This window comes from Sphingorhabdus sp. (assembly GCF_044374345.1).
Lineage (GTDB): Bacteria > Pseudomonadota > Alphaproteobacteria > Sphingomonadales > Sphingomonadaceae > Sphingorhabdus_B.
Window position 1 is genome coordinate 1 of record NZ_JBILOS010000001.1, and the last position, 20,065, is coordinate 20,065.

A 20,065-nucleotide genomic window follows, 5' to 3' on the forward strand; every position below is an offset into this window, starting at 1 on the left:
AATAAACTTCGGGACTTTTGGGGGAGGGTAGGTGAAGACAAAAGAAATGGCCCTTCAGTTAGGGATATGGCTGAACGAACAGGATTGAAGCAGACGTATGAGTATATCTATTTCCTGTCTTCTAATTTCGTGCACTTTAACCCTAATACCTTGATGCGCACAGGTTGGGGCCCCGAGGAAGGACCGTTTCGTTTCTCAGTGCACAACTTTTCCCGCTACTATGCTGACCTAGCGAGTTTCTACGGCGCTGTTCTTTTTGTTGGCTTCTTCTTCAGATTAGGAAAAGGTCATTTTAGCCCAAAATGTGAGAAAGATGTTAATCGGATACTCAAGATAATTGACGCGGTTCCGCGATGGCCTGAAATTGTGACCTTGGAGGAAATGAATAGAAAGCCATCAACGCTCGACTTTTTAGCTCGGGCGATGCGAAAGGTTGCGCAAGATGCTGACCCTAATATTCCCTATGGCGCTATTCTAAGAGAAATCGGAGCGGAGCCGCAATAATTGGCGAAGAATTACAGCGACATGATTACGGTGACAGTGCACTGAATAGGAGTTGAGCGCACGGTCACCGAAACTTAGTGTGAAGGTAGCAACCATCACAGATTGGCCCAAGTATGAGCGGCTCGTATACGAACCGTTCGTATATTCAGACCCTCACAAATTACCGCGACACCTAAGACAAACCCCAAATATTAACCGCGCTTTTGGGGTTGTGTTCTATAATCCGTTGCGCAAGCACGCTGGGAACGGGATGCTGTCACCCGTCGCGTTCGAACGGCAGCAGATTGTGAAAGCAGAAGGCGTCTAGAAAACTAACGGCTATTCAATTAGATATCCAATCGAGCTGCTGAAAAAGACGGCGGCCAAAACGTAATGGAGGTCTCGGTGGACAATATCATCCCCATTGAGCGGGCATTCGCCTTTGTACGAAAAAAGCGACAGTTAGGATGAGTGGCTCATTAAACATATCTATTCGACAGGAAGAAGCCCGCGATGTGGCCGACATCCGTGAACTGGTTGATGTAGCGTTCAAGCCGATGTGGTTTAGTGATGGCACGGAGGCAGAGTTGGTAGACAAGCTCCGCTCGGCGGGCGATTTGTACCTCTCTTTAGTCGCGGTCACGGACATCAATCAGATTATTGGTCATGTTGGTTTTAGCCCAACAACAATTGATGGATTGGATTACGGCTGGCTTCAAATGGCGCCCGTATCTGTCTTGCCAGATTATCAACTCAAAGGTGTCGGATCGGCATTGATTCAAGCAGGGATTAGCGCGTTGATAACGCACGGGGTTGCCGGTGTCGCAGTGGTGGGCAATCCTGTTTATTATGAGCGTTTCGGCTTCCGCAATATTCCGGGACTAGAGCCATTGGTTCCAAGTGATGCGCCTTATTTTCGCGCCCAAAGCTTGTTTGGGCCAGAACCCCAAGGCCGGCTTCGCTACGCTCCTGCGTTCGACTAGCCCCAGCTTTGACCCCAAATATTGACCGCGCCGCGCCGGGGACACGCAATGGCATGCCTCCGTTTTGCTTCCTGAAAAAACAACTTTCCTACATGGTCCGCTTTATGTTTCTGTTGCGGACATGACAGATGCATCGCCGCCCTATCCAAACGCCAATCCCAACCCCGCCCCAAACCCTGACGCCGGTTCCGATGCTGGTTCCGATGCGGATTTTGACGATCTGTTGGCCTTTACCCCTGTGCCGATGCAGCGCCGCCGTGCCGATGGGTGGAGCGCGGAGCGGCAGCGGCGTTTTATCACCGCTTTGTCGGTCATGGGGGCGGTTGGCCCGGCGGCGCGGGCGGTGGGCATGGGGCGGGCTTCGGCCTATCGCTTGCGCGAACGGGCAGGGGCGGCTGGCTTTGCCGAGGCGTGGGACATTGCGATTGCCTGTGGCGCGGACCTGCAATTTCACACCGCGCTGGATCAGGCGATTAACGGCGTCACCACGGTGCGCGTGATGCGCGGCGGCATGGTTGAGGTGGTGAACGCACCTGACCGTAAAGTTCTGAACGCGGCGTTATTGTCCAAAACCCGCCTGTCCGCGGCGCTTTCGGCGCAGGCGCTGGCGGTTAAAGCGACAAGGGAGACATGAAAAATGCGCTGCGTGGTGGCTTTTGTCGCTTTTGCCGGGGCGGAGGCCCTTGGATGCGCGGCCGGCATAGGAATGGCTGGCATAACGCGCAGGCGGCGTTATGCTGCGCGTTCATCGCCCACAAAAGTTGAACCATCATGACGAAGCCGAAAAATCCCAGCTGGTTGGACATTTCCATGGATGCCTTCGCGCTCGCGGCGGAATCCAACATGGTGATTGCCGCGCGCTTGGGCAGTCTGGCGCTCGGCGGGCCAAATGCGGTGCGTGAGGCGGAGCGGATGGTGAGCGAAAAGGTCGCGGCGAACATGACGCTTGGCGCGGACCTGATGACCGGAAAGCACGGGCTTACCCCCGAAAGCATGGTGAGCGGCAGTATTGACCATTACGCCAAACATGTGCGGGCGAACCGCAAGCGGCTGTTGGGCTAAAGCGGGCGGCTGAACGCCTGCGAAAATGGCGGGAAAACAGGGGAAAAGCGGGATTCGACCTTGTTATTTGCTAATGCCGTAAATTAGGCGTATAAGCCAAACACGCTATCGTCGACCGCGACGGAATTTGAGGCGCGTATCTGATGAAATAAGCGGAGCGTGCAACGTTTTTCCCAACACGACTTGGCTACCCACTTGGCGCTGTTGCCCGGTGGTCACCTGTTTCGTGAAAGGAACATATTATGCCTACTGGCACCGTAAAATTCTTCAATGCCGATAAAGGCTATGGCTTTATTGCACCCGATGGTGGTGGCGATGACAGCTTCGTGCACATCTCGGCTGTTCAAGCTGCTGGCATGCACTCGCTCGACAAAGAGCAGCGCGTAAATTTCGAAGTCGAAATTGGCCGCAACGGTAAAGCTTCGGCTGTAAATCTTTCAGCTGCTGATTAATCAGCTTTTAGGTTTAAAAAAAGGGCTGCCGAAAGGCGGCCCTTTTTTTGTGCGGGGCGCTTGCCGGATTAATCGAACAGCTCTTCCAGAAATGACTTCCTCCGCTTTTGATACGGATAGCCATGGCCAAAGCCCGGCTGCTGGTGGCCATAGCCTGGCGGTGCAAATCCGGCGGGCGCTTGCGGTGGAATGGGTTGCGGGGCAGCTTGCGGTGCAGGCATCTCGGCAGCAACGCTGCGTTCGATGATCTTGTCCAACTCACCACGATCAAGCCAAACGCCGCGGCATTGTGGGCAATAGTCGATTTCGACACCCTGGCGATCACTCATGACAAGCGCGACCTTGCAAACAGGGCATGGCATTCCAACGGCTGGGTTCATATCGGGTCTCCTCTTTAATGGTTTAAAGCGGTCCGACATCGCCGTCATGTGACGACCAGAGGGGCCCGGCCCGCAAAACGCAGTTGGGCATTGGTCGGCACTATTTCAATAACCCTGGCTGTTAATTCAGCAATGCACCGGTCATCCACATCGCGGACAGCACGAATATGGCCAGAAACAGCGATATCGCGAACCCCAGCGGTTAGCGTTTCCGGACAAACTCCGCGCGCAGCACGAGGCCCTTGATCCCGTCAAACCGGCAGTCAATTTCCTGCGCATCGCCCGTCAAGCGGATGGATTTGATAAGCGTTCCGCGCTTCAATGTCTGACCCGCACCCTTTACGGTCAGGTCCTTGATCAAGGTCACCTGATCGCCGTCCGCCAGAATATTGCCGACCGCGTCGCGGACCTCAACTGCGCCGTCCTGTTCGGATTTGGCATTGGCTTCGGCCGCACTGATCCATTCGCCAGATGCCTCGTCATAAACATATTCGTCGTCGGTCCCGTCCGTCATCATGTAATCCCCGCTTTGATATTGCCACGCCCTAGCGCCATTTACGTGCGGGTGAAAGCCGGTTGCAATTTGCAATGATGTCAGTAAGATTTTTATAATAGAGTGGAGAGTTATATGGCGCAGGCTGAAACGGTTGTAGATGTATTGATTGTAGGCGCTGGTTTATCCGGCATTGGTGCGGCGGCGCATCTGACCATGCAATGCCCCAATAAAAGCTATGCCATCGTCGAACAGCGCGCTGACATGGGCGGCACTTGGGACCTTTTCCGGTACCCGGGTATCCGGTCTGACTCGGACATGCACACCTTGGGCTATCGCTTCAAACCATGGCTGCATGAAAAAACAATCGCTGACGGCCCATCCATCCACGAATATGTGCACGAAACGGCTGATGAATATGGCATCACGCCGCACATCCACTTTGGCCACAAGGTGGTCTCGGCAAATTGGTCCAGCCCCGATGCGCGCTGGCATGTAACGGCCAAGGCTGTGGACGGCGGCGAGGAACGGCGCTTTGCTGCGCGCTTCCTGTTCATGTGCGCAGGTTATTATGACTATGATCAGGGCTATAAGCCCGATTTCCCGGGCGAAGCCGACTTTGGCGGCCAGATTGTTCACCCGCAGCATTGGCCCGAAGGACTGGACTATAGCGGCAAGAAGGTAACGGTTATCGGTTCAGGCGCGACCGCGGTGACGATTGTGCCCGTGATGGCGCAACAGGGCGCGCAGGTGACGATGCTGCAGCGTTCGCCGACATACATGGTGTCGCGTCCTGCGATTGACCCGTTCTCCAAATTTGTGCGTAAAATCTTGCCGGAAAAGATCGCTTATGCGCTGACGCGCTGGCGCAACATTAACATGCAGCGGTTCACTTATTGGTATGCCCGCCGCAATCCAGCGAAGCTGGGCGAAAAGCTGGTCAACATGGCCCGTGAAGCGCTGCCGGCCTCAGTGGATGTCGATACCCATTTCGTCCCCAAATATGGCCCATGGGAACAGCGCCTGTGTCTGATTCCAGATAGCGACATGTTTACCGCCATAACCGAGGGCAAGGCCGAGGTGGTGACGGACCATATCGACCATTTCACCAAGACGGGTATTCAGTTGAAGTCCGGTAAGCATATTGAATCCGATATCGTGATCACTGCGACCGGTCTGAACCTTGTCACGATGGGCAAGGCAGCCATCAGCGTGGACGGTGAAGCGGTCAATTTTGGTGAGCATTTCAATTATAAGGGCGTGATGTTCAACGACATTCCGAACTTCGCCAGCGTGTTTGGCTATATCAACGCATCATGGACGCTGAAGACTGATATCGTTGCCGATTATGTCTGCCGCTTGTTGTGGAAAATGGATGACAAAAACGCGCTTGTGGCAACGCCGCATCTTGATGATCCGGATATGCCCAAGCTGCCATTTGTGACGGACTTTAGCTCAGGCTATTTCGCCCGCAGTTTTGACACGCTGCCCAAGAACGGGGACCGCCATCCATGGCGCGTGCTGCAAAATTACGCCGCTGAAAAGAAAATCCTGACTCAAGATCCTGTGGATGACGGAGTCATGGTCTTTTCGGCACCGCATTTCGCAGCCTCCCATAACGAGAATGCGGAAACGCTGATCGCAGCCGAGTAACTACCCGAAGGTGGGGCCTATATCAGCCCTCCCTATTGCGAACCGTCGCGGCAACGCGGCGGGTTTCAATGCTGGCCTCTGGCGCGATGATATGTGTACGGTTGCGGACCACCCAAATAAGTGAAGCAAGCCCGGCCAGTGCAGCAAACGCAACCGCCATCAGCGCGTAACTGGTGTAGCGTTTCATATCCTGCGCGTGCGTGACAATTTCGGGCGCTTTGTCGGTGGTCGTGACATCCCAATATTCGATCATTGGCTTGTTGCGGTACCGGACCACGCGCACTTCGGATATAACCCATATTTTGCCATGCTGAGCAGCGAACGTCAGATAGGCCCCGGACCCTTGATGCTGTTGAATGGCCGGAGCCAGTCGTGGCGCATCCTTCAAAATCCGCGACATTTCGGCAAACTGCACGCGGCTATCGTCAATGAAGCCCGGAGCGACATATTTTTCGGCCGCCTTTTGGTCTCCGCGACGCACAGCCTCATAAAAAGGCTTAACGACCGCCGTTATTTCCGCGGGCAGCGGCGGACGTGCGTCGGTTGAGCGGTTACAAGCGGATAAGCCCAATGCTGCGATCGACATAATGAACAAAAGAAAAATACGTGACATTTCTGAATTATCTCCCGTTCGCGGTCCAATGCCGCTATCGCATCCTTCATGCGTTATGACGATCTGATCCAACCTGACAACGGCCAACCGGCCACACCTATCCACATAGTCGATAAAAATGGCTTTGCGTTATGGCTTGCTGCGCAACCCGACCCTGTCCGCACGGCCGTAAAAGCACAGAAGTTTGAAGGTAGCGTAAACGACAGTGCGATACTTCCTGGCGACAAGCCCGGGGAATGGGCTGTCGTCGTAGGCGTCGCCGATGCTTCGGCGCTTGGGGTTTGGAACCTGGCCAAGCTATCGGACATTCTGCCCGAGGGAAGTTATCGGTTGTTGGATGCCGATGCTGGTGACGCGATGCTTGGGTGGATGCTTGGTCAGTATCGATATCATGAATATCTCAGCGAACCGAAAGTAACCGGCGCGCGCGTGCTGCTCGTGCGTGATCCCGGCAAGATCCAAAACATCGTGCTTCAGGCGCGCGCCACAGCGCTCGTGCGCGATCTGGTTAACCGTCCGGCGGGTGACCTTGGTCCCGACGCGCTTGAGGCCGAGGCTAAGCGCATCGCCAAGGCGCATAAGGCAGATGTGACAGTGACGGCAGGGGAAGCGTTGGAAGCGGGCTTCCCGCTCATCCACGCGGTCGGCAAAGCAGCGGCGCGCGAACATGCGCCGCGGCTGATTGAGCTGGAATGGGGCGACCCGCGCCACCCACGCATCGCGATTGTGGGCAAAGGCATAACGTTCGACAGCGGTGGTCTTGATATTAAACCGGCAAGCGGCATGCGGCTGATGAAGAAGGATATGGGCGGCGCTGCCCATGCGCTTGCGCTGGCGGAGCTTATCATGTCTGCGCATTTGCCGGTACGCTTGCATATGCTCGTCGCTGCTGCCGAAAACAGCATATCGGGCAATGCTATGCGGCCGGGCGATATCGTTAAAAGCCGCAAGGGCATTACGGTTGAAATCGACAATACCGATGCGGAAGGGCGCCTTGTGCTCGCCGACGCGTTGACCAAAGCGGTTGAGGATACGCCCGAACTTATCATCGATTTCGCGACGCTGACCGGCGCAGCGCGCGTTGCCTTGGGTCCTGATTTGCCGGCAATGTTCAGCAATGATGATGAAACAGCCGACGCGTTAATCGCAGCGTCAAAGGCGCAGGCTGACCCGCTGTGGCGGATGCCATTATGGGCACCCTATCTGGAGCTTTTGGATAGCGATATCGCGGACATGACAAACAGCGGCGGGGCGTTCGCAGGCGCAGTAACGGCGGCGCTCTTTATGCAGAAATTCGTTCCTGATGATGTGCCTTGGGTACATCTGGACACCTTTGCATGGCGACCAACCAATAAGCCTGGCAGGCCAAAGGGCGGCGAAGCCCTTGGATTACGCGCCGTCTTCGGCTATCTGGCGGACAAATATCCGGCACGTTAGGGTGCCATAACATGTTACAATTTCGGGGGCGTAAATCGTTGGCAAACGGACACATGGGGGCGGGTGACCGGCCCATATATACTTTAAGTGGGCACAGCCTTGTCGGGGACAAGCGCACAACGCCTATTCGCGGGGACCTAGCCGACATCAGTCTGGCCGGAAAGCTGTTCGCACCGCATTATGCCGTGCCGATGCTGCGCACCGGCATTGCGCCCGTGACCGAAATTCATGCCGAGGCGCATGCCACATCCATGCCCGTTAGCGCGTTAATGCATGGTGAGGAGTTCGCCGTGCTTGATGTCGCGGGCGAATGGGCATGGGGCTATTGCCTGCACGACAATTATCTGGGTTATGTCCGCTTTGCCGAGCTTGGCGATGATTTTGACGCCACACATATCGTCAGCGCGCCTGCGACATTACTGGTTTCTGAACCATCGACAAAGGCGCCTGTGCTGGCGCGTTACCCCATGGGTGCGCAGTTGCTTTGCGGCAGCCCAAGCGAATGCGGTAAGTATCTGGCGTGCGAAAATGGCTTTGTGCCATTGGCCCATTTGTCCGAAATCGGACGCGTTGCAGCATCACCGGCAGATTTGGCAGAACAGCTGATCGGTACGCCGTACAGCTGGGGTGGGCGCAGCGGGGACGCCATTGATTGCTCGGGCCTTGTTCAATTGGTGTTCGGACTGAAGGGCCATATGCCGCCACGCGATGCCGATATGCAGATGGCAGAATTTGGCGAAGAATTGGCCGAGGGCGACGCGTTGCAGCGCGGCGATCTGGTTTTCTTCCCCGGCCATGTTGGTATCATGGCCGATGCCGAGAACATCATCCACGCCAATGGAACCGCGATGGCGGTTAGCGTTGAACCGCTGACAGATGCGGCGGCACGCTTTGCCGCGCATGATGAAGCGATTGTTGCGCGTAAGCGGGTAAAATGACCAAATCGATCTTCATCGACGGCGCATCGGGCACAACCGGCCTTGAAATCGCGGACCGGCTCGCTGGGCGTGCGGAATTCACGCTCATCACGCTCGATGATGACAAACGTAAGGACCCCGCTGCGAAACGCGAGGCATTGAACGATGCTGACTTTGTCATCCTGTGCTTGCCCGACGATGCGGCAAAAGAGGCGGTGGCAATGACGACGTCGAGCCACACGCGCATCATCGACGCATCGACCGCGCATCGTGTGAACCCGAACTGGGCCTATGGCTTCCCCGAATATCGCACCGGCCAACACGACCGGATTGCCAATGCGCGCCTTGTCAGCAATCCCGGTTGCTACCCCACTGGCTTTTTGGGGCTGGTTGCACCCTTGGTCGCGGCCGGATTGATCCCCGCAGACTGGCCCTACAGCGTCAACGCGGTGTCGGGCTATTCGGGCGGCGGGAAAGCATTGATTGAACGGTTCGAAGGCGGCGAGGGCGCAGATATCGGCTTTCGCACCTATGGCCTTGATCTGAACCACAAGCATGTCGCCGAAATGCAGCAACATGCAGGGCTCGGCCTCGCGCCGATATTCTCACCCGCCGTGGTGCGCGCGTTCCGGGGCATGGTGGTGGAGGTGCCGCTGCCCATCTCGGTCATGCCCGGCAGCGATGATCCCGACGAAATGCACGCTGCGCTGGCTAAGCATTATGCCAATTCGCTCGTCGTCAAAGTGCACCAAGACGCGCCGCCAGCGGAACTGCTGATCCGCGCCGACCAAGAACCGTCCGACAGGCTTGACCTCTACGTCCTCGGCTCACCCGACGGCGCGCAAGTCCGCTTGCTGGCATTGCTCGACAATCTCGGCAAAGGCGCCAGCGGGGCGGCGTTGCAGAACCTGAACATCATGGCCGGATTGGACGAGACGATTGGGTTGCGGTTGTAAGCGCGACAATCGGATGTAACACCGCGTCACCCTGAACTTGTTTCAGGGTCTTAATTTCAACAACGCGCAAAAAGTAAGATGCTGAAACGCGTTCAGCATGACGTGGTAGAAACCTCAATAAGGCGGCTGATGCCACCCCTTCGGGCTGCTCGTAAATATCTCGCAGCCGTCTTCGGTGATGCCGATGCTGTGTTCGAACTGCGCGCTCAATGAACGGTCGCGCGTGACGGCCGTCCAGCCATCGTCGAGGACTTTGCCGGCTGCCTTGCCGATGTTGATCATGGGTTCGATGGTGAAAATCATGCCGGGGCGCAGCTCTGGCCCAGTGCTGGGGCGACCAACATGGACGATTTCGGGGGCGTCGTGGAATAATTGGCCAAGGCCATGGCCGCAGAAATCGCGGACGACGCCATAGCGGTGCTTTTCGGCATGGGTCTGGATCGCGTGGCCAATGTCGCCGACGCGGTTGCCGGGCTTGGCGGCTTCGATGCCGAGCATCAGGCATTCATAGGTCACGTCGACCAAGCGCTTTGCCTTTACCGGCACGTCGCCGACAAGGAACATACGGCTGGTGTCGCCGTGCCAGCCATTCAGCTGCGGCGTGACGTCGATGTTGACGATGTCCCCGTCCTTCAATTTCTTGTCCGATGGAATGCCGTGGCAAATGACATGGTTGATCGAAATGCAGCAGCTGTGCGTGTAACCGCGATAGCCAAGGGTTGCTGGCACTGCGCCACCGCGCATCGTCATCTCGCGGACGATATCGTCCAGCTCCTCGGTACTGACACCCGGCACGACATGCGGCACCAATGCGTCGAGGATTTCGGCGGCAAGGCGGCCGGCCTTGCGCATGCCTTCAAAGCCTTCGGCCCCGTGTAATTTGATGACCCCGTCGCGGGCCTGCATCGCCTCTTCGGGCGTAACGCTTACATATTGTTCCATGCAGGCGATATAAGGCAATAATCCGCACTTTGCGAGGGGGTGAATTATGCTATCGCGTGCGTATGACAGATTCCCGCATATATACCGCAGCGCTTGTAATCATCGGCGACGAGATCCTCTCTGGCCGAACACAGGACAAAAATGTCGCACAGATTGCGCTTTGGCTCAATATTCAAGGCATTCGCTTGCGCGAAGTGCGTGTGGTCGCCGATGATATGGATGCCATTATAGAGGCGGTGAACATCTTGCGTGCGCGCAATGACTATCTGTTTACCACCGGCGGCATTGGCCCGACGCATGATGACATTACGGTTGACGCGATCGCGGCAGCGCTCGGCGTCGATGTTGTTATTCATCCAGAGGCAAGCGCCGTCCTGCATGCTTATTATGAAACACGTGGCGGCATTAACCCGGGCCGCCTGCGCATGGCGCGTGTGCCCGATGGCGCGGACCTTATCCCCAATAAGATGTCAGGCGCGCCCGGCATTCGCCATGGCAACATCTTCATCATGGCCGGCGTGCCACATATCACCGCCGGTATGTTGGATGCCCTGACCGGTAGTTTGGAGGGTGGCGCGCCCTTGTTGTCACAACAAATCGGCTGCTGGGTGGCCGAAAGCGAAGTTGCCAAATTGTTGGGCGATACCGAAAAGCAGCATGAAGGTTGTCAGATCGGCAGCTACCCGTTTTTCCGCGAAGGCAAGGTCGGGGCGAACTTCGTTGTCCGGACAACCGACGCAGGCCAACTCGCCAAATGCATCGACGCGCTCAAGTTTGGCTTGCACGGCTTAGGCTATGATACCGTCGATGGTGGAATTTAAGCGCAGGTTCGTCAGCGCGTTCATGTGCAGTCAAGCCTTCGTTCCGTTATGGGGATTGTAATGCGCAAATTCACTCAATCGCTCGTTTTCGCAGCCCTTTTGCTCTCCACCGCTGCATACGCACAAAATGTGGCGCCCGCCGCATCGGTCGCGGCAAAGGCGGCCAAAGTTCCGTGGCTGTACGAAGGCAGCGACGTTCCGGTTGACGACAGCTGGACCTTTGGTGTGCTGCCCAATGGGCTGCGCTATGCGGTGAAGAAAAATGATGTGCCTGCGGGGCAGGTGTCCATTCGCGTGCGGATCGATGCAGGCGCGCTGCATGAAAATAATGACGAGCAAGGTTTTGCGCATCTGATCGAACATTTGTCCTTCCGTGGGTCAACCTTTGTGCCCGATGGCGAGGCCAAGCGCATTTGGCAAAGGTTCGGCGTCACCTTTGGCAGCGACAGCAATGCGCAGACGACCCCGACGCAGACGGTCTACAAGCTCGACCTGCCCAATGCGACGCCCAAAAAGCTGGACGAGTCGGTCAAAATCATTTCGGGCATGATCCGCAATCCGCGTATCTCGCCCAGTGCCTTATATGCCGAACGTGCTATCGTCCTGGCCGAGATGCGCGAAAATAGCGGCGCGCAAATGGTCTATAGCGATGCCCTGCGCCAGCACGCATTTCAGGGACAGAGGTTGGCAAACCGGTCGACGATCGGTACGCCTGAAACATTGCAGGCGGCCGACGCCTTACGTTTGAGTGCATTTCATGACCGTTGGTATCGGCCCGAAAATGCAGTCGTCGTCATGGCTGGCGATATGGAACCCGCGCAACTGGCCAATTTGGTGCAGAAATATTTCAACGACTGGAAAGGGAAGGGCGCCCGCGCGCCTGAGCCTGCCTTTGGCGACCCAACACCCCAAGGCACCCCGACGCGCGTGCTGATTGAACCAACATTGCCCACCACCGTCAGCATTGCGTATCTGCGCCCTTGGCGGAAAGTTAACGATACGATTGCGTATAATGAGCAGTTGTTGATTGACGCCCTTGCGCTTCAGATCATCAATCGCAGGCTTGAGGTGCAGGCGCGCAGCGGCGGCAATTATCTGTTCGCTGAAATCGCACAGGAAGATATTTCGCGCACCGCGGACGCGACTTTGGTGTCGATCACCCCCGTTGGCGACAAATGGGAAGCGGCTACGCGGGATGTCCGCGCCGTCATCGCCGACGCTATTGCCACGCCACCATCGGTTGCGGATATCGAGCGTGAGACAACGCTTTTCGGAAATGCGTTGCGCACAATGCTCGACAGCTATCCGTTTGAAGCCGCCGCGAAGCAAGCGGATGATATCGTCAATGCCGTGGATATTCGGGAAACGGTGGCCGCGCCCAAAACGGTCGTTCAGGTGTTTGAGGGCATGAAGGACAAGTTTACGCCGCAGCGGCTGCTGGCATCGACCCAAAAGTTGTTCACGGCCGATGCAACACGGTTGATGCTGTCTTCACCCGTGCCGATAGCGGACGCAGACAATCGTGCGCTTGCCGCCTTAAATGCAGCCGTGTCGGCGAATACGACGGCGCGTTTATCCGAAAATACCCTTGGCTTTGCGGCGCTGCCGAAGTTGGGCGCACCCGGCAAGATGGTGAGCGAGGAGACAATATCACGGTTGGAGATGACCCGGCTTGAACTGTCCAACGGCGTGCGGGCGTTGCTGTATCCGAACAAGGCCGAAAGCGACCAGATTCGCGTGCTCGTCCGTTTTGGCCGCGGCTACCAAGCCGTTACCCCTGACAATGGCAGCTTGCTGTGGGCAGGGCCGATCGTCTTGCCGGAAAATGGCATTGGCAACCTCAAGCGCACGGAAATTGACCAGATGGTCAATGGTCGGCGCATTGAACTCAACTTCTCCATTGATGATGATGCATTCCAGTTTGGCGCAAATACGCGGCCTGATGACCTTGCGGATCAGTTGACGTTAATCGCCACAAAGATCGAGCATCCCGGTTGGGACCCGGCGCCCGTTGAACGGGCAAAGGCGCTCGCGACGTCGGGTTATGCGAGTTTCGAAATGTCGGCGACCTCGGTGTTGCAGCGTGATTTGGAATATCTGCTACGCAACAATGACCCACGCTGGAAAGCCGCGGCACCGGCGGATGTTGCGAAAGTCGATGCAGCCAAGTTCGAAGCATATTGGAAGCCACTGATGGCGCAGGGACCCGTTGAGGTTCTTCTCTTTGGGGACTTCGACAAGGCCGCGGCGGTTGCGGCGTTGGAAAAAAGCTTTGGTGCTTTGTCGCCGCGCGTGCCTATGCCCGTCGCGGCAGCGGCGCGCGATGTCCGTTTCCCAGCGCCGACCGCGACCCCCATAAAGCTGACGCATCGCGGCGCTGGTGATCAGGCGGCGGCGGTGATGGCATGGCCCACCGGCGGCGGGATTGCCGGCATCAGCGAAGGACGGCAGCTGGAAACATTAGCAGCAATTTTCCGTGACCGCCTGTTTGAGAAATTCCGTGCGGAGCAGGCCGCAAGCTACAGTCCCGACATGACGGCCAATTGGCCCATCAATTTCAACAGCGGTGGATATTTGATGGCCTATACGCAGGTCAAACCAACCGACGTGGACCGTTTTTTTGCATTCGCGGATTCGGTTGCGGCGGATTTGATCGCTAATCCTGTGAGCGCCGATGAACTGCAGCGTGCGGTCGAGCCGACCAAGCAAGCCATTGAGCGCGCCGCGTCAGGCAACACATTTTGGCTCAACCAGCTCAAGGGGTCGACATATGATCCTGAACGCTTCGCTGCATTGGGGACGCTTTACAGTGATTATAACAGCGTGACGCCCGAGATATTACAAGCACTGGCAAAGCGCTATTTCGTCAAGGACAAGGCGTGGAAGCTTGTGGTTGCACCGCAGTCTGCGAATGCAGACGCCCCAAATTCGCGCTGACGCTCCTTTTGTCCTTACAATCCGCTTAGGCGGACAGCGTCAAAGCACATATTTGGATAGGTCGGTGTCTTTTGCGATGCCCGATAGCTGCTTGTGCACATAGTCCGCGTCGATCACGATTACGTCACCCTTGCGGTCTTCGGCATCGAAGCTGATATCTTCCAGCAGCTTTTCCATAACCGTTTGCAGCCGCCGTGCGCCGATATTTTCAACCGTCGAGTTCACATCCACCGCAATGCGCGCGATGGCATCAATCGCATCGTCGCTAAATTCGAGCGTGACCTCTTCAGTTGCCAGTAACGCTGTATATTGCTGCGGCAAATTGGCGCGGGTTTCCGAGAGGATACGAACGAAATCGGCATGCTCCAATGCGCGAAATTCAACACGGATGGGCAGACGACCCTGCAATTCAGGCAGCATGTCGCTAGGCTTTGAAATGTGGAACGCGCCTGATGCGATAAACAGCACATGGTCGGTTTTCATGGGGCCATATTTGGTCGCCACTGTCGTGCCTTCGATCAATGGCAGCAGGTCGCGCTGGACGCCTTCACGGCTAACGGATCCTCCGCGCACATCCGACACGGCAATCTTGTCGATCTCGTCCAGAAAGACGATCCCATTGGCTTCCGCGTCCGCCAAAGCTGCGCGGTTGACGTCGTCTTGGTCAAGACGCTTTTCAGACTCTTCCTCGACCAGCTTGTTCCAAGCGTCGGGGACCTTCATTTTGCGGCGTTTCAGATTGTCTTTGCCAAAGGCTTTGCCCATCATTTCGCCAAGGTTGATCATGCCGACATTGCCGCCCAGGCCGGGAATTTCCATCGGCGTGGTTGGGCTGTCCGACACTTCAATCTCGATTTCGACATCGTCCATGTGGCGATCACGAATGCGCTGGCGAAATGCCTCGCGCGTGGCTTCGCTGGCGGTATCGCCCGCCAATGGCTTCAGAATCCGCTCCATCGCTGCGGCTTCGGCGGCCTCACGCACATGTTCGCGGCGGCGTTCTTTCTCAAGACGGACGGCCTCTTCAGCTAGGTCACGGGCGATCTGCTCAACGTCCCGACCGACATAGCCAACTTCGGTGAACTTGGTCGCTTCGACCTTGATAAACGGCGCATCCGCAAGCTTGGCGAGACGACGCGATATCTCGGTCTTGCCGCAACCCGTGGGGCCAATCATCAGGATGTTTTTGGGCGTCACTTCATCGCGCAAATCTGCACCGAGGCGCTGGCGGCGCCAGCGATTGCGCAGCGCCACAGCGACCGCACGTTTCGCGTCGGCCTGGCCAATAATATGTTCGTCAAGAGCAGCCACAATGGCTTTAGGTGTCAGAGCGTTTTTCATTACTGCCTAGATGGGAAGTTGCCGGTGCTGTTCAAGTGACGCGCAGGTTATGCCGCGCTGTCCAAGGTCTCAACGGTCAGTTGATTGTTGGTGTATACACAGATTTCAGAGGCGATTTTCATGGCATGACGTGCCATTTTATCGGCATCTGCCTCATAATCCGCCAGCGCCCGTGCTGCTGACAATGCGTAATTGCCGCCAGACCCAATCGCCGCGATGCCATCATTGGGTTCAAGCACATCGCCATTGCCAGTGAGGATCAATGTCACGTCTTTGTCAGCGACAATCATCATCGCTTCCAAATTGCGCAGATATTTGTCGGTGCGCCAATCTTTGGCCAATTCCACCGCAGCGCGCATCAATTGACCACGATGCTGCTCCAGCTTGCGCTCAAGTCGTTCAAACAGTGTGAACGCATCGGCGGTCGCGCCGGCAAAGCCACCAATGACGGATCCGTCATGCAGCTGACGGACCTTCTTGGCATTGGGCTTCATGACCGTTTGACCCATGGAGACTTGGCCATCACCAGCGATGACGACTTTGCCGTTTTTGCGCACAGACAATATGGTGGTGCCGTACCAAGTGGACGGATTTCCGTGAGAGTGATTTTCCATTTTTTGGATATGGGTCGATTGACGCCAAAGCGCAAGAGAGGGCTTAGGCGCTTTGAATATCTGTCAGGCGGCGTTCCCATGCGAGCGCGTGTTGAACGATTTGGTCCAGATTGTCATAGCGCGGTTCCCATCCAAAGCGATCCTTGATCGCTTTATTGTCAGAAATCAGCGAGTCAGGATCTCCAGCGCGTCGACCTTCCATTTTGCGGTCCAATTTCTTGTTGGTCACGCGGTCGACAGCATCAAGGACCTGCATCACCGAATAGCCATGGCCGTATCCGCAATTGAGCGTGTGGCTGCGCGCGGGATCCGCGATAAGTGCCTCAAGCGCGATGACGTGCGCCGCAGCGAGATCGCTGACATGGATGTAATCGCGAACGCCAGTCCCATCTTCGGTCGCATAGTCGGTGCCGAAAACGCTCACGCTTTCCCGCTTACCGAGGGCAGCCTCAACCGCGATTTTTAGCAAATGTGTCGCCCCGACGGTGGACTGGCCTGTGCGCGCAAGTGGATCTGCGCCTGCGACATTGAAGTAACGCAGCGCGCAATAGTTGAAATCATGTGCCGCCGCGACATCGCGCAACATCATTTCAGTCATCAATTTCGATGTTCCGTACGGATTGATGGGCTGTGTCGCCATATCTTCGCGCACCGGGCTGGTTTCGGGGATGCCATATGTCGCCGCGGTCGACGAAAAAATCATGTGTTTGACGCCGGATGAAACGGCCGTCTCAAGCAAACTGCGGCTTTTTGCGGTGTTATTGTTGTAATATTTTAGCGGGTTCTCAACAGATTCCGGTACAACCACTGATCCCGCAAAGTGCATGATGGCGTCGATATGTTCATCGCGAATGATGCTTTCGACCAGCTCTGAATCGCTGATGTCTCCATGGAAGAATCCGGCGTCTTCAGCCACGGCCCAACGGAAGCCAGTTACCAGATTATCGATAACAATAGGGCGATGACCAGCGTCGATTAAAGCGAGCACGGCGTGGCTGCCAATATATCCAGCGCCTCCAGTCACCAAGACGTTGAGTTTTTGTACCATGGTCGCATTTCCCGTTATTATGATTGCCGACACGCGCGGATTTCGTGCCATTCCCTCATGTGTCTCTATTTTCCGGACTGTTGCATTTTTCATTCAATACTGCGAACCATTTTGGATGGCCATGTTTCTTCAAAATCATGCTGCGGTTGGTTGTGGTAACGGCGGTATTCCTTGCGCGTAGCTGTGCACCAGATGACGAGCGGTGTTTTGCCAGCGACGAACGTTTCGGAGATGATCGGGGCGATCGAAGCGGCTGCGCTCGGCGGGGCCGTCATGTATTTCGCGCCCGAAATGTCGATAATGATCAACCGAAGGCGCGACGAAGCGCGCTTGCACATATGTGAAGAGGCGCAGACAGAATCGATTGAACTCATCGCTGAAGCTGCATATCGCAATAATATATGGGTTCACTTGGGTTCTCTTCCGGTGGTGCATGGTGCCGGACCACAACTCGCAAACCGCAGCATCGTTATTTCTGCTAATGGCGAAATTATTGCGCGCTATGACAAAATTCATTTGTTTGATGTGGATTTGAAATCCGGCGAAAGTTGGCGCGAGTCTTCGGCCTATGTCGGCGGTGAAACCCCCGTAATCGTGGACACGCCATTGGGGCGAATGGGGTTAGCGGTTTGCTACGATATGCGTTTTCCAGACTTGTTCAGCGCTTACGCGAAAGCGGGCGTCGATATCATCACACTGCCGTCGGCATTTACAGTGCCCACAGGCGCGGCGCACTGGCACACATTGCTGCGGGCACGCGCGATTGAAAGCGAATGTTTCGTGATTGCAGCAGCACAATGCGGGGCACATGAAGATGGCCGTGAGACGTACGGCCATTCACTTGTGGTCGATCCTTGGGGAGAGGTCGTCCTTGATATGGGAAGCACGCCCGGGCTCGCTTTTGTTGATTTGAATCTCGATAAGATCGCGGAAGTTCGGCAGCAAATTCCCGTGCATCAAAACCGCCGTGCAATCGCCGAACCCAGATTTTGTGAATAGAATGACCGCGAGCATTTCGGAATGAGCAGCTTTACCCTGATGAATTGGCAAGACCATTTTTGGACAGCTTTGTCCGCGGTGTCGGCATTACTGGTGCTGATTAGCAGTGTTGCGGACCGGCGGCGCCATAAACGGACAAAACTCGACCAGGTCGGTATAATGCCCTGGACCGGCATTACAGTATTTTCCGTGCTGATTACGGTATTGGCCGCCGCGTTGGCGATTAAAGGGCTTTAGGTCCTGACCCTAGCCGAGGCACGCCTCAAGGAACGGCTGGTCAAATCCGAACTGCCGCGCCTTTTCCAGCGTATAGGGACGAACGCCACCTGCGACCCACTCTCCGTGGATTTTGCCGTCAGAATCTTCATCGCGATATTCAAATTTGAACAGATCCTGTGTGACAATGACGTCGCCTTCCATTCCGATGACTTCCGTAATCTGGGTGGTGCGACGTGAACCATCGCGCAGACGCTTCACCTGAACGATAAGGTCGACAGATTCCGCAATTTGGCGCGAAATGGCTTCTTTGGGTATTTTGATGTCGCCCATCATGATCATATTTTCCATACGACCCAAGCATTCGCGCGGGTTGTTGGCGTGGAGCGTACACATGGACCCATCATGGCCGGTATTCATTGCGGCGAGGAGGTCGAAACATTCCGCGCCACGAATTTCGCCCAAGATGATCCGGTCAGGGCGCATACGCAGTGCGTTCTTCACAAGATCGCCGATGGTGATCGCGCCATCGCCTTCCAAGTTCGGAGGGCGCGTTTCAAGTGGGAGCCAATGCGGCTGCTGAAGCCGAAGCTCGGCGGCATCTTCGATCGTCAAAACGCGCTCGCCGGGGTCAATCATTTTCGACAAAGCGTTCAGCATTGTCGTTTTACCCGAACCCGTACCGCCCGAAATGACGATATTCATCCGGCTTGCCCCAGCGATCTTTAATGCCGTGGCCATAGGTTCGCTCATCGAACCATAGCCCTTCAACATGTCGATGGTGATGGGCTTTTCAGAAAATTTACGAATTGAAATGGCAGTGCCGCGCAGGGACAGCGGGGGAACAATGACGTTCACACGGCTACCGTCTTTCAATCGGGCATCGGCCAAAGGCGTCGTTTGGTCAACGCGGCGACCGACTTGGTTCACGATGCGCTGCGCGATCTGGAACAAATGCTCTTCGTCACGAAACTGGATCGGCGCAATCTGCAGCTTTCCCTTTTTTTCGATATAGGTCTGCAACGGGCCATTGACCATGATATCGGTAATGTCCGGATCGCTGAGCAGCTCTTCAAGCGGACCGAAGCCGAGCAGTTCGTCGACGAGCACTTTTTCCAAAGCAAATTGTTCGCGGCGGTTAAGCGTCAGTTTGAGTTCGGCCAGCACTTCCAAAATGATCGGGCGAAACTCTTCGGTCAGCTCTTCTTTATTCAGCGATGCCGCCGCTTCGGGGTCCACACGCTCCAAAAGGCGCGGGAGAACCTGTTCTTTGATTTTGTGAACCGACGCTTCAAAACCTTGGGGGCCTTCATCGACTGGTGCCGCGTTGTTTGCACGGTCTGACAAGCGCGACATAGCTTCCTGCATGGCGGTTTGTGGCCCGCCGTTATTGCCGCCGGTTAAATTTGCCGATTCAATGGGTGGAAATTGTTCGCCACCGCCCGTCGTTGGCGCGTCATCTGGCTGTTGCGCAATCGAGGGCCCACCGCCGGTCATGGGGCGCGCCACGCCAAATGATGAGCGCCCTAAAGACAAACCCGGTTTTTTCCCAAATGCGCTCACGTCATCCCGCTCCGATATTCTATGGACTAAGGATTTCTGGCTACCGACAAATGGTGAATAAATCGGTAACAGTTTGCTTTTATTGGGTTGCCCGACAAAGATTTCTGCCGCTTTGCATTCCCGGCAAACACTTTTAAGGGGGGCACGGTAATCGA

Annotated in this window: 21 protein-coding genes; 13 read left to right on the top strand and 8 right to left on the bottom strand. The window is 56.0% G+C overall.

Features of this window, described 5'->3' with window-relative positions; all coding sequences use genetic code 11:
- The 5 genes from ACIQ5B_RS00005 to ACIQ5B_RS00025 form a co-directional block, all read left to right on the top strand.
- On the top strand, window positions 1–504 hold a 504-nt coding region (locus ACIQ5B_RS00005; RefSeq protein ID WP_397597215.1), incomplete at its 5' end, for a DUF5677 domain-containing protein.
- 446 nt (window positions 505–950) lie between these two features.
- Window positions 951–1,466, top strand: coding sequence for a GNAT family N-acetyltransferase (locus ACIQ5B_RS00010; protein WP_397597216.1), 516 nt, complete (start codon window positions 951–953; stop codon window positions 1,464–1,466).
- Window positions 1,467–1,587: 121 nt separating this feature from the next.
- A complete protein-coding gene (locus ACIQ5B_RS00015; protein WP_397597217.1) occupies window positions 1,588–2,100 on the top strand; it encodes a hypothetical protein in 513 nt (170 codons plus the stop codon).
- Between the two features lie 137 nt (window positions 2,101–2,237).
- Window positions 2,238–2,528, top strand: a complete 291-nt coding sequence (locus ACIQ5B_RS00020; RefSeq protein ID WP_397597218.1) for a hypothetical protein — start codon at window positions 2,238–2,240, stop codon at window positions 2,526–2,528.
- 242 nt (window positions 2,529–2,770) lie between these two features.
- The gene (locus tag ACIQ5B_RS00025) at window positions 2,771–2,980 is read left to right on the top strand and encodes a cold-shock protein (protein ID WP_183939847.1); all 210 of its coding nucleotides are present in this window, start codon (window positions 2,771–2,773) and stop codon (window positions 2,978–2,980) included.
- Between the two features lie 68 nt (window positions 2,981–3,048).
- On the opposite strand, the gene ACIQ5B_RS00030 is transcribed toward ACIQ5B_RS00025, so the two are convergent.
- Entirely contained in the window at window positions 3,049–3,309 is a 261-nt protein-coding gene (locus ACIQ5B_RS00030; RefSeq protein WP_397597219.1) for a zf-TFIIB domain-containing protein, read from the bottom strand.
- Window positions 3,310–3,562: 253 nt separating this feature from the next.
- On the bottom strand, window positions 3,563–3,874 hold the full coding sequence (locus tag ACIQ5B_RS00035) for an alkylphosphonate utilization protein (RefSeq protein ID WP_397597255.1): 312 nt from the start codon (window positions 3,872–3,874) through the stop codon (window positions 3,563–3,565).
- Window positions 3,875–3,988: 114 nt separating this feature from the next.
- Here ACIQ5B_RS00035 and ACIQ5B_RS00040 point away from each other — a divergent pair, with 114 nt between their 5' ends.
- On the top strand, window positions 3,989–5,506 hold the full coding sequence (locus tag ACIQ5B_RS00040; RefSeq protein WP_397597220.1) for a flavin-containing monooxygenase: 1,518 nt from the start codon (window positions 3,989–3,991) through the stop codon (window positions 5,504–5,506).
- 22 nt (window positions 5,507–5,528) lie between these two features.
- Here ACIQ5B_RS00040 and ACIQ5B_RS00045 read toward each other — a convergent pair whose 3' ends face one another.
- Window positions 5,529–6,092, bottom strand: coding sequence for a hypothetical protein (locus ACIQ5B_RS00045; protein ID WP_397597221.1), 564 nt, complete (start codon window positions 6,090–6,092; stop codon window positions 5,529–5,531).
- A gap of 75 nt (window positions 6,093–6,167) precedes the next feature.
- Here ACIQ5B_RS00045 and ACIQ5B_RS00050 point away from each other — a divergent pair, with 75 nt between their 5' ends.
- From ACIQ5B_RS00050 to argC, 3 genes are read left to right on the top strand one after another with little or no spacing between them, the layout of a single operon-like run.
- Window positions 6,168–7,556 carry a leucyl aminopeptidase family protein gene (locus ACIQ5B_RS00050; RefSeq protein WP_395628103.1) on the top strand — a complete coding sequence of 463 codons (1,389 nt, stop codon included), beginning with the start codon at window positions 6,168–6,170 and terminating at the stop codon, window positions 7,554–7,556.
- 38 nt (window positions 7,557–7,594) lie between these two features.
- Window positions 7,595–8,494, top strand: a complete 900-nt coding sequence (locus ACIQ5B_RS00055) for an NlpC/P60 family protein (RefSeq protein ID WP_397597222.1) — start codon at window positions 7,595–7,597, stop codon at window positions 8,492–8,494.
- On the top strand, window positions 8,491–9,429 hold the full coding sequence (gene argC / locus ACIQ5B_RS00060; protein WP_397597223.1) for an N-acetyl-gamma-glutamyl-phosphate reductase: 939 nt from the start codon (window positions 8,491–8,493) through the stop codon (window positions 9,427–9,429). The genes ACIQ5B_RS00055 and argC overlap by 4 nt, the downstream gene beginning before the upstream one ends.
- Window positions 9,430–9,543: 114 nt before the next feature.
- Here argC and map read toward each other — a convergent pair whose 3' ends face one another.
- Window positions 9,544–10,371 (bottom strand): type I methionyl aminopeptidase, encoded by an 828-nt coding sequence (gene map / locus ACIQ5B_RS00065; protein ID WP_397597224.1) that lies wholly within the window; start codon window positions 10,369–10,371, stop codon window positions 9,544–9,546.
- A gap of 62 nt (window positions 10,372–10,433) precedes the next feature.
- Between map and ACIQ5B_RS00070 the strand changes: the two genes are divergently transcribed.
- On the top strand, window positions 10,434–11,192 hold the full coding sequence (locus ACIQ5B_RS00070; RefSeq protein WP_397597225.1) for a competence/damage-inducible protein A: 759 nt from the start codon (window positions 10,434–10,436) through the stop codon (window positions 11,190–11,192).
- Between the two features lie 60 nt (window positions 11,193–11,252).
- Window positions 11,253–14,129, top strand: a complete 2,877-nt coding sequence (locus tag ACIQ5B_RS00075; protein WP_397597226.1) for a M16 family metallopeptidase — start codon at window positions 11,253–11,255, stop codon at window positions 14,127–14,129.
- A gap of 39 nt (window positions 14,130–14,168) precedes the next feature.
- On the opposite strand, the gene hslU is transcribed toward ACIQ5B_RS00075, so the two are convergent.
- From hslU to galE, 3 genes are read right to left on the bottom strand one after another with little or no spacing between them, the layout of a single operon-like run.
- Entirely contained in the window at window positions 14,169–15,470 is a 1,302-nt protein-coding gene (gene hslU, locus ACIQ5B_RS00080) for an ATP-dependent protease ATPase subunit HslU (RefSeq protein ID WP_397597227.1), read from the bottom strand.
- A 47-nt stretch (window positions 15,471–15,517) separates the two neighbouring features.
- Entirely contained in the window at window positions 15,518–16,084 is a 567-nt protein-coding gene (gene hslV / locus ACIQ5B_RS00085; RefSeq protein WP_397597228.1) for an ATP-dependent protease subunit HslV, read from the bottom strand.
- A gap of 43 nt (window positions 16,085–16,127) precedes the next feature.
- Window positions 16,128–17,132: a UDP-glucose 4-epimerase GalE gene (gene galE, locus ACIQ5B_RS00090; RefSeq protein WP_397597256.1), complete on the bottom strand. Its 1,005-nt coding sequence runs from the start codon at window positions 17,130–17,132 to the stop codon at window positions 16,128–16,130.
- A 183-nt stretch (window positions 17,133–17,315) separates the two neighbouring features.
- Between galE and ACIQ5B_RS00095 the strand changes: the two genes are divergently transcribed.
- On the top strand, window positions 17,316–18,131 hold the full coding sequence (locus ACIQ5B_RS00095) for a carbon-nitrogen hydrolase family protein (protein ID WP_397597229.1): 816 nt from the start codon (window positions 17,316–17,318) through the stop codon (window positions 18,129–18,131).
- A 21-nt stretch (window positions 18,132–18,152) separates the two neighbouring features.
- Window positions 18,153–18,368: a hypothetical protein gene (locus tag ACIQ5B_RS00100; protein WP_397597230.1), complete on the top strand. Its 216-nt coding sequence runs from the start codon at window positions 18,153–18,155 to the stop codon at window positions 18,366–18,368.
- A 9-nt stretch (window positions 18,369–18,377) separates the two neighbouring features.
- On the opposite strand, the gene ACIQ5B_RS00105 is transcribed toward ACIQ5B_RS00100, so the two are convergent.
- A complete protein-coding gene (locus ACIQ5B_RS00105) occupies window positions 18,378–19,910 on the bottom strand; it encodes a CpaF family protein (protein WP_397597231.1) in 1,533 nt (510 codons plus the stop codon).
- Window positions 19,911–20,065 lie beyond the last annotated feature (155 nt).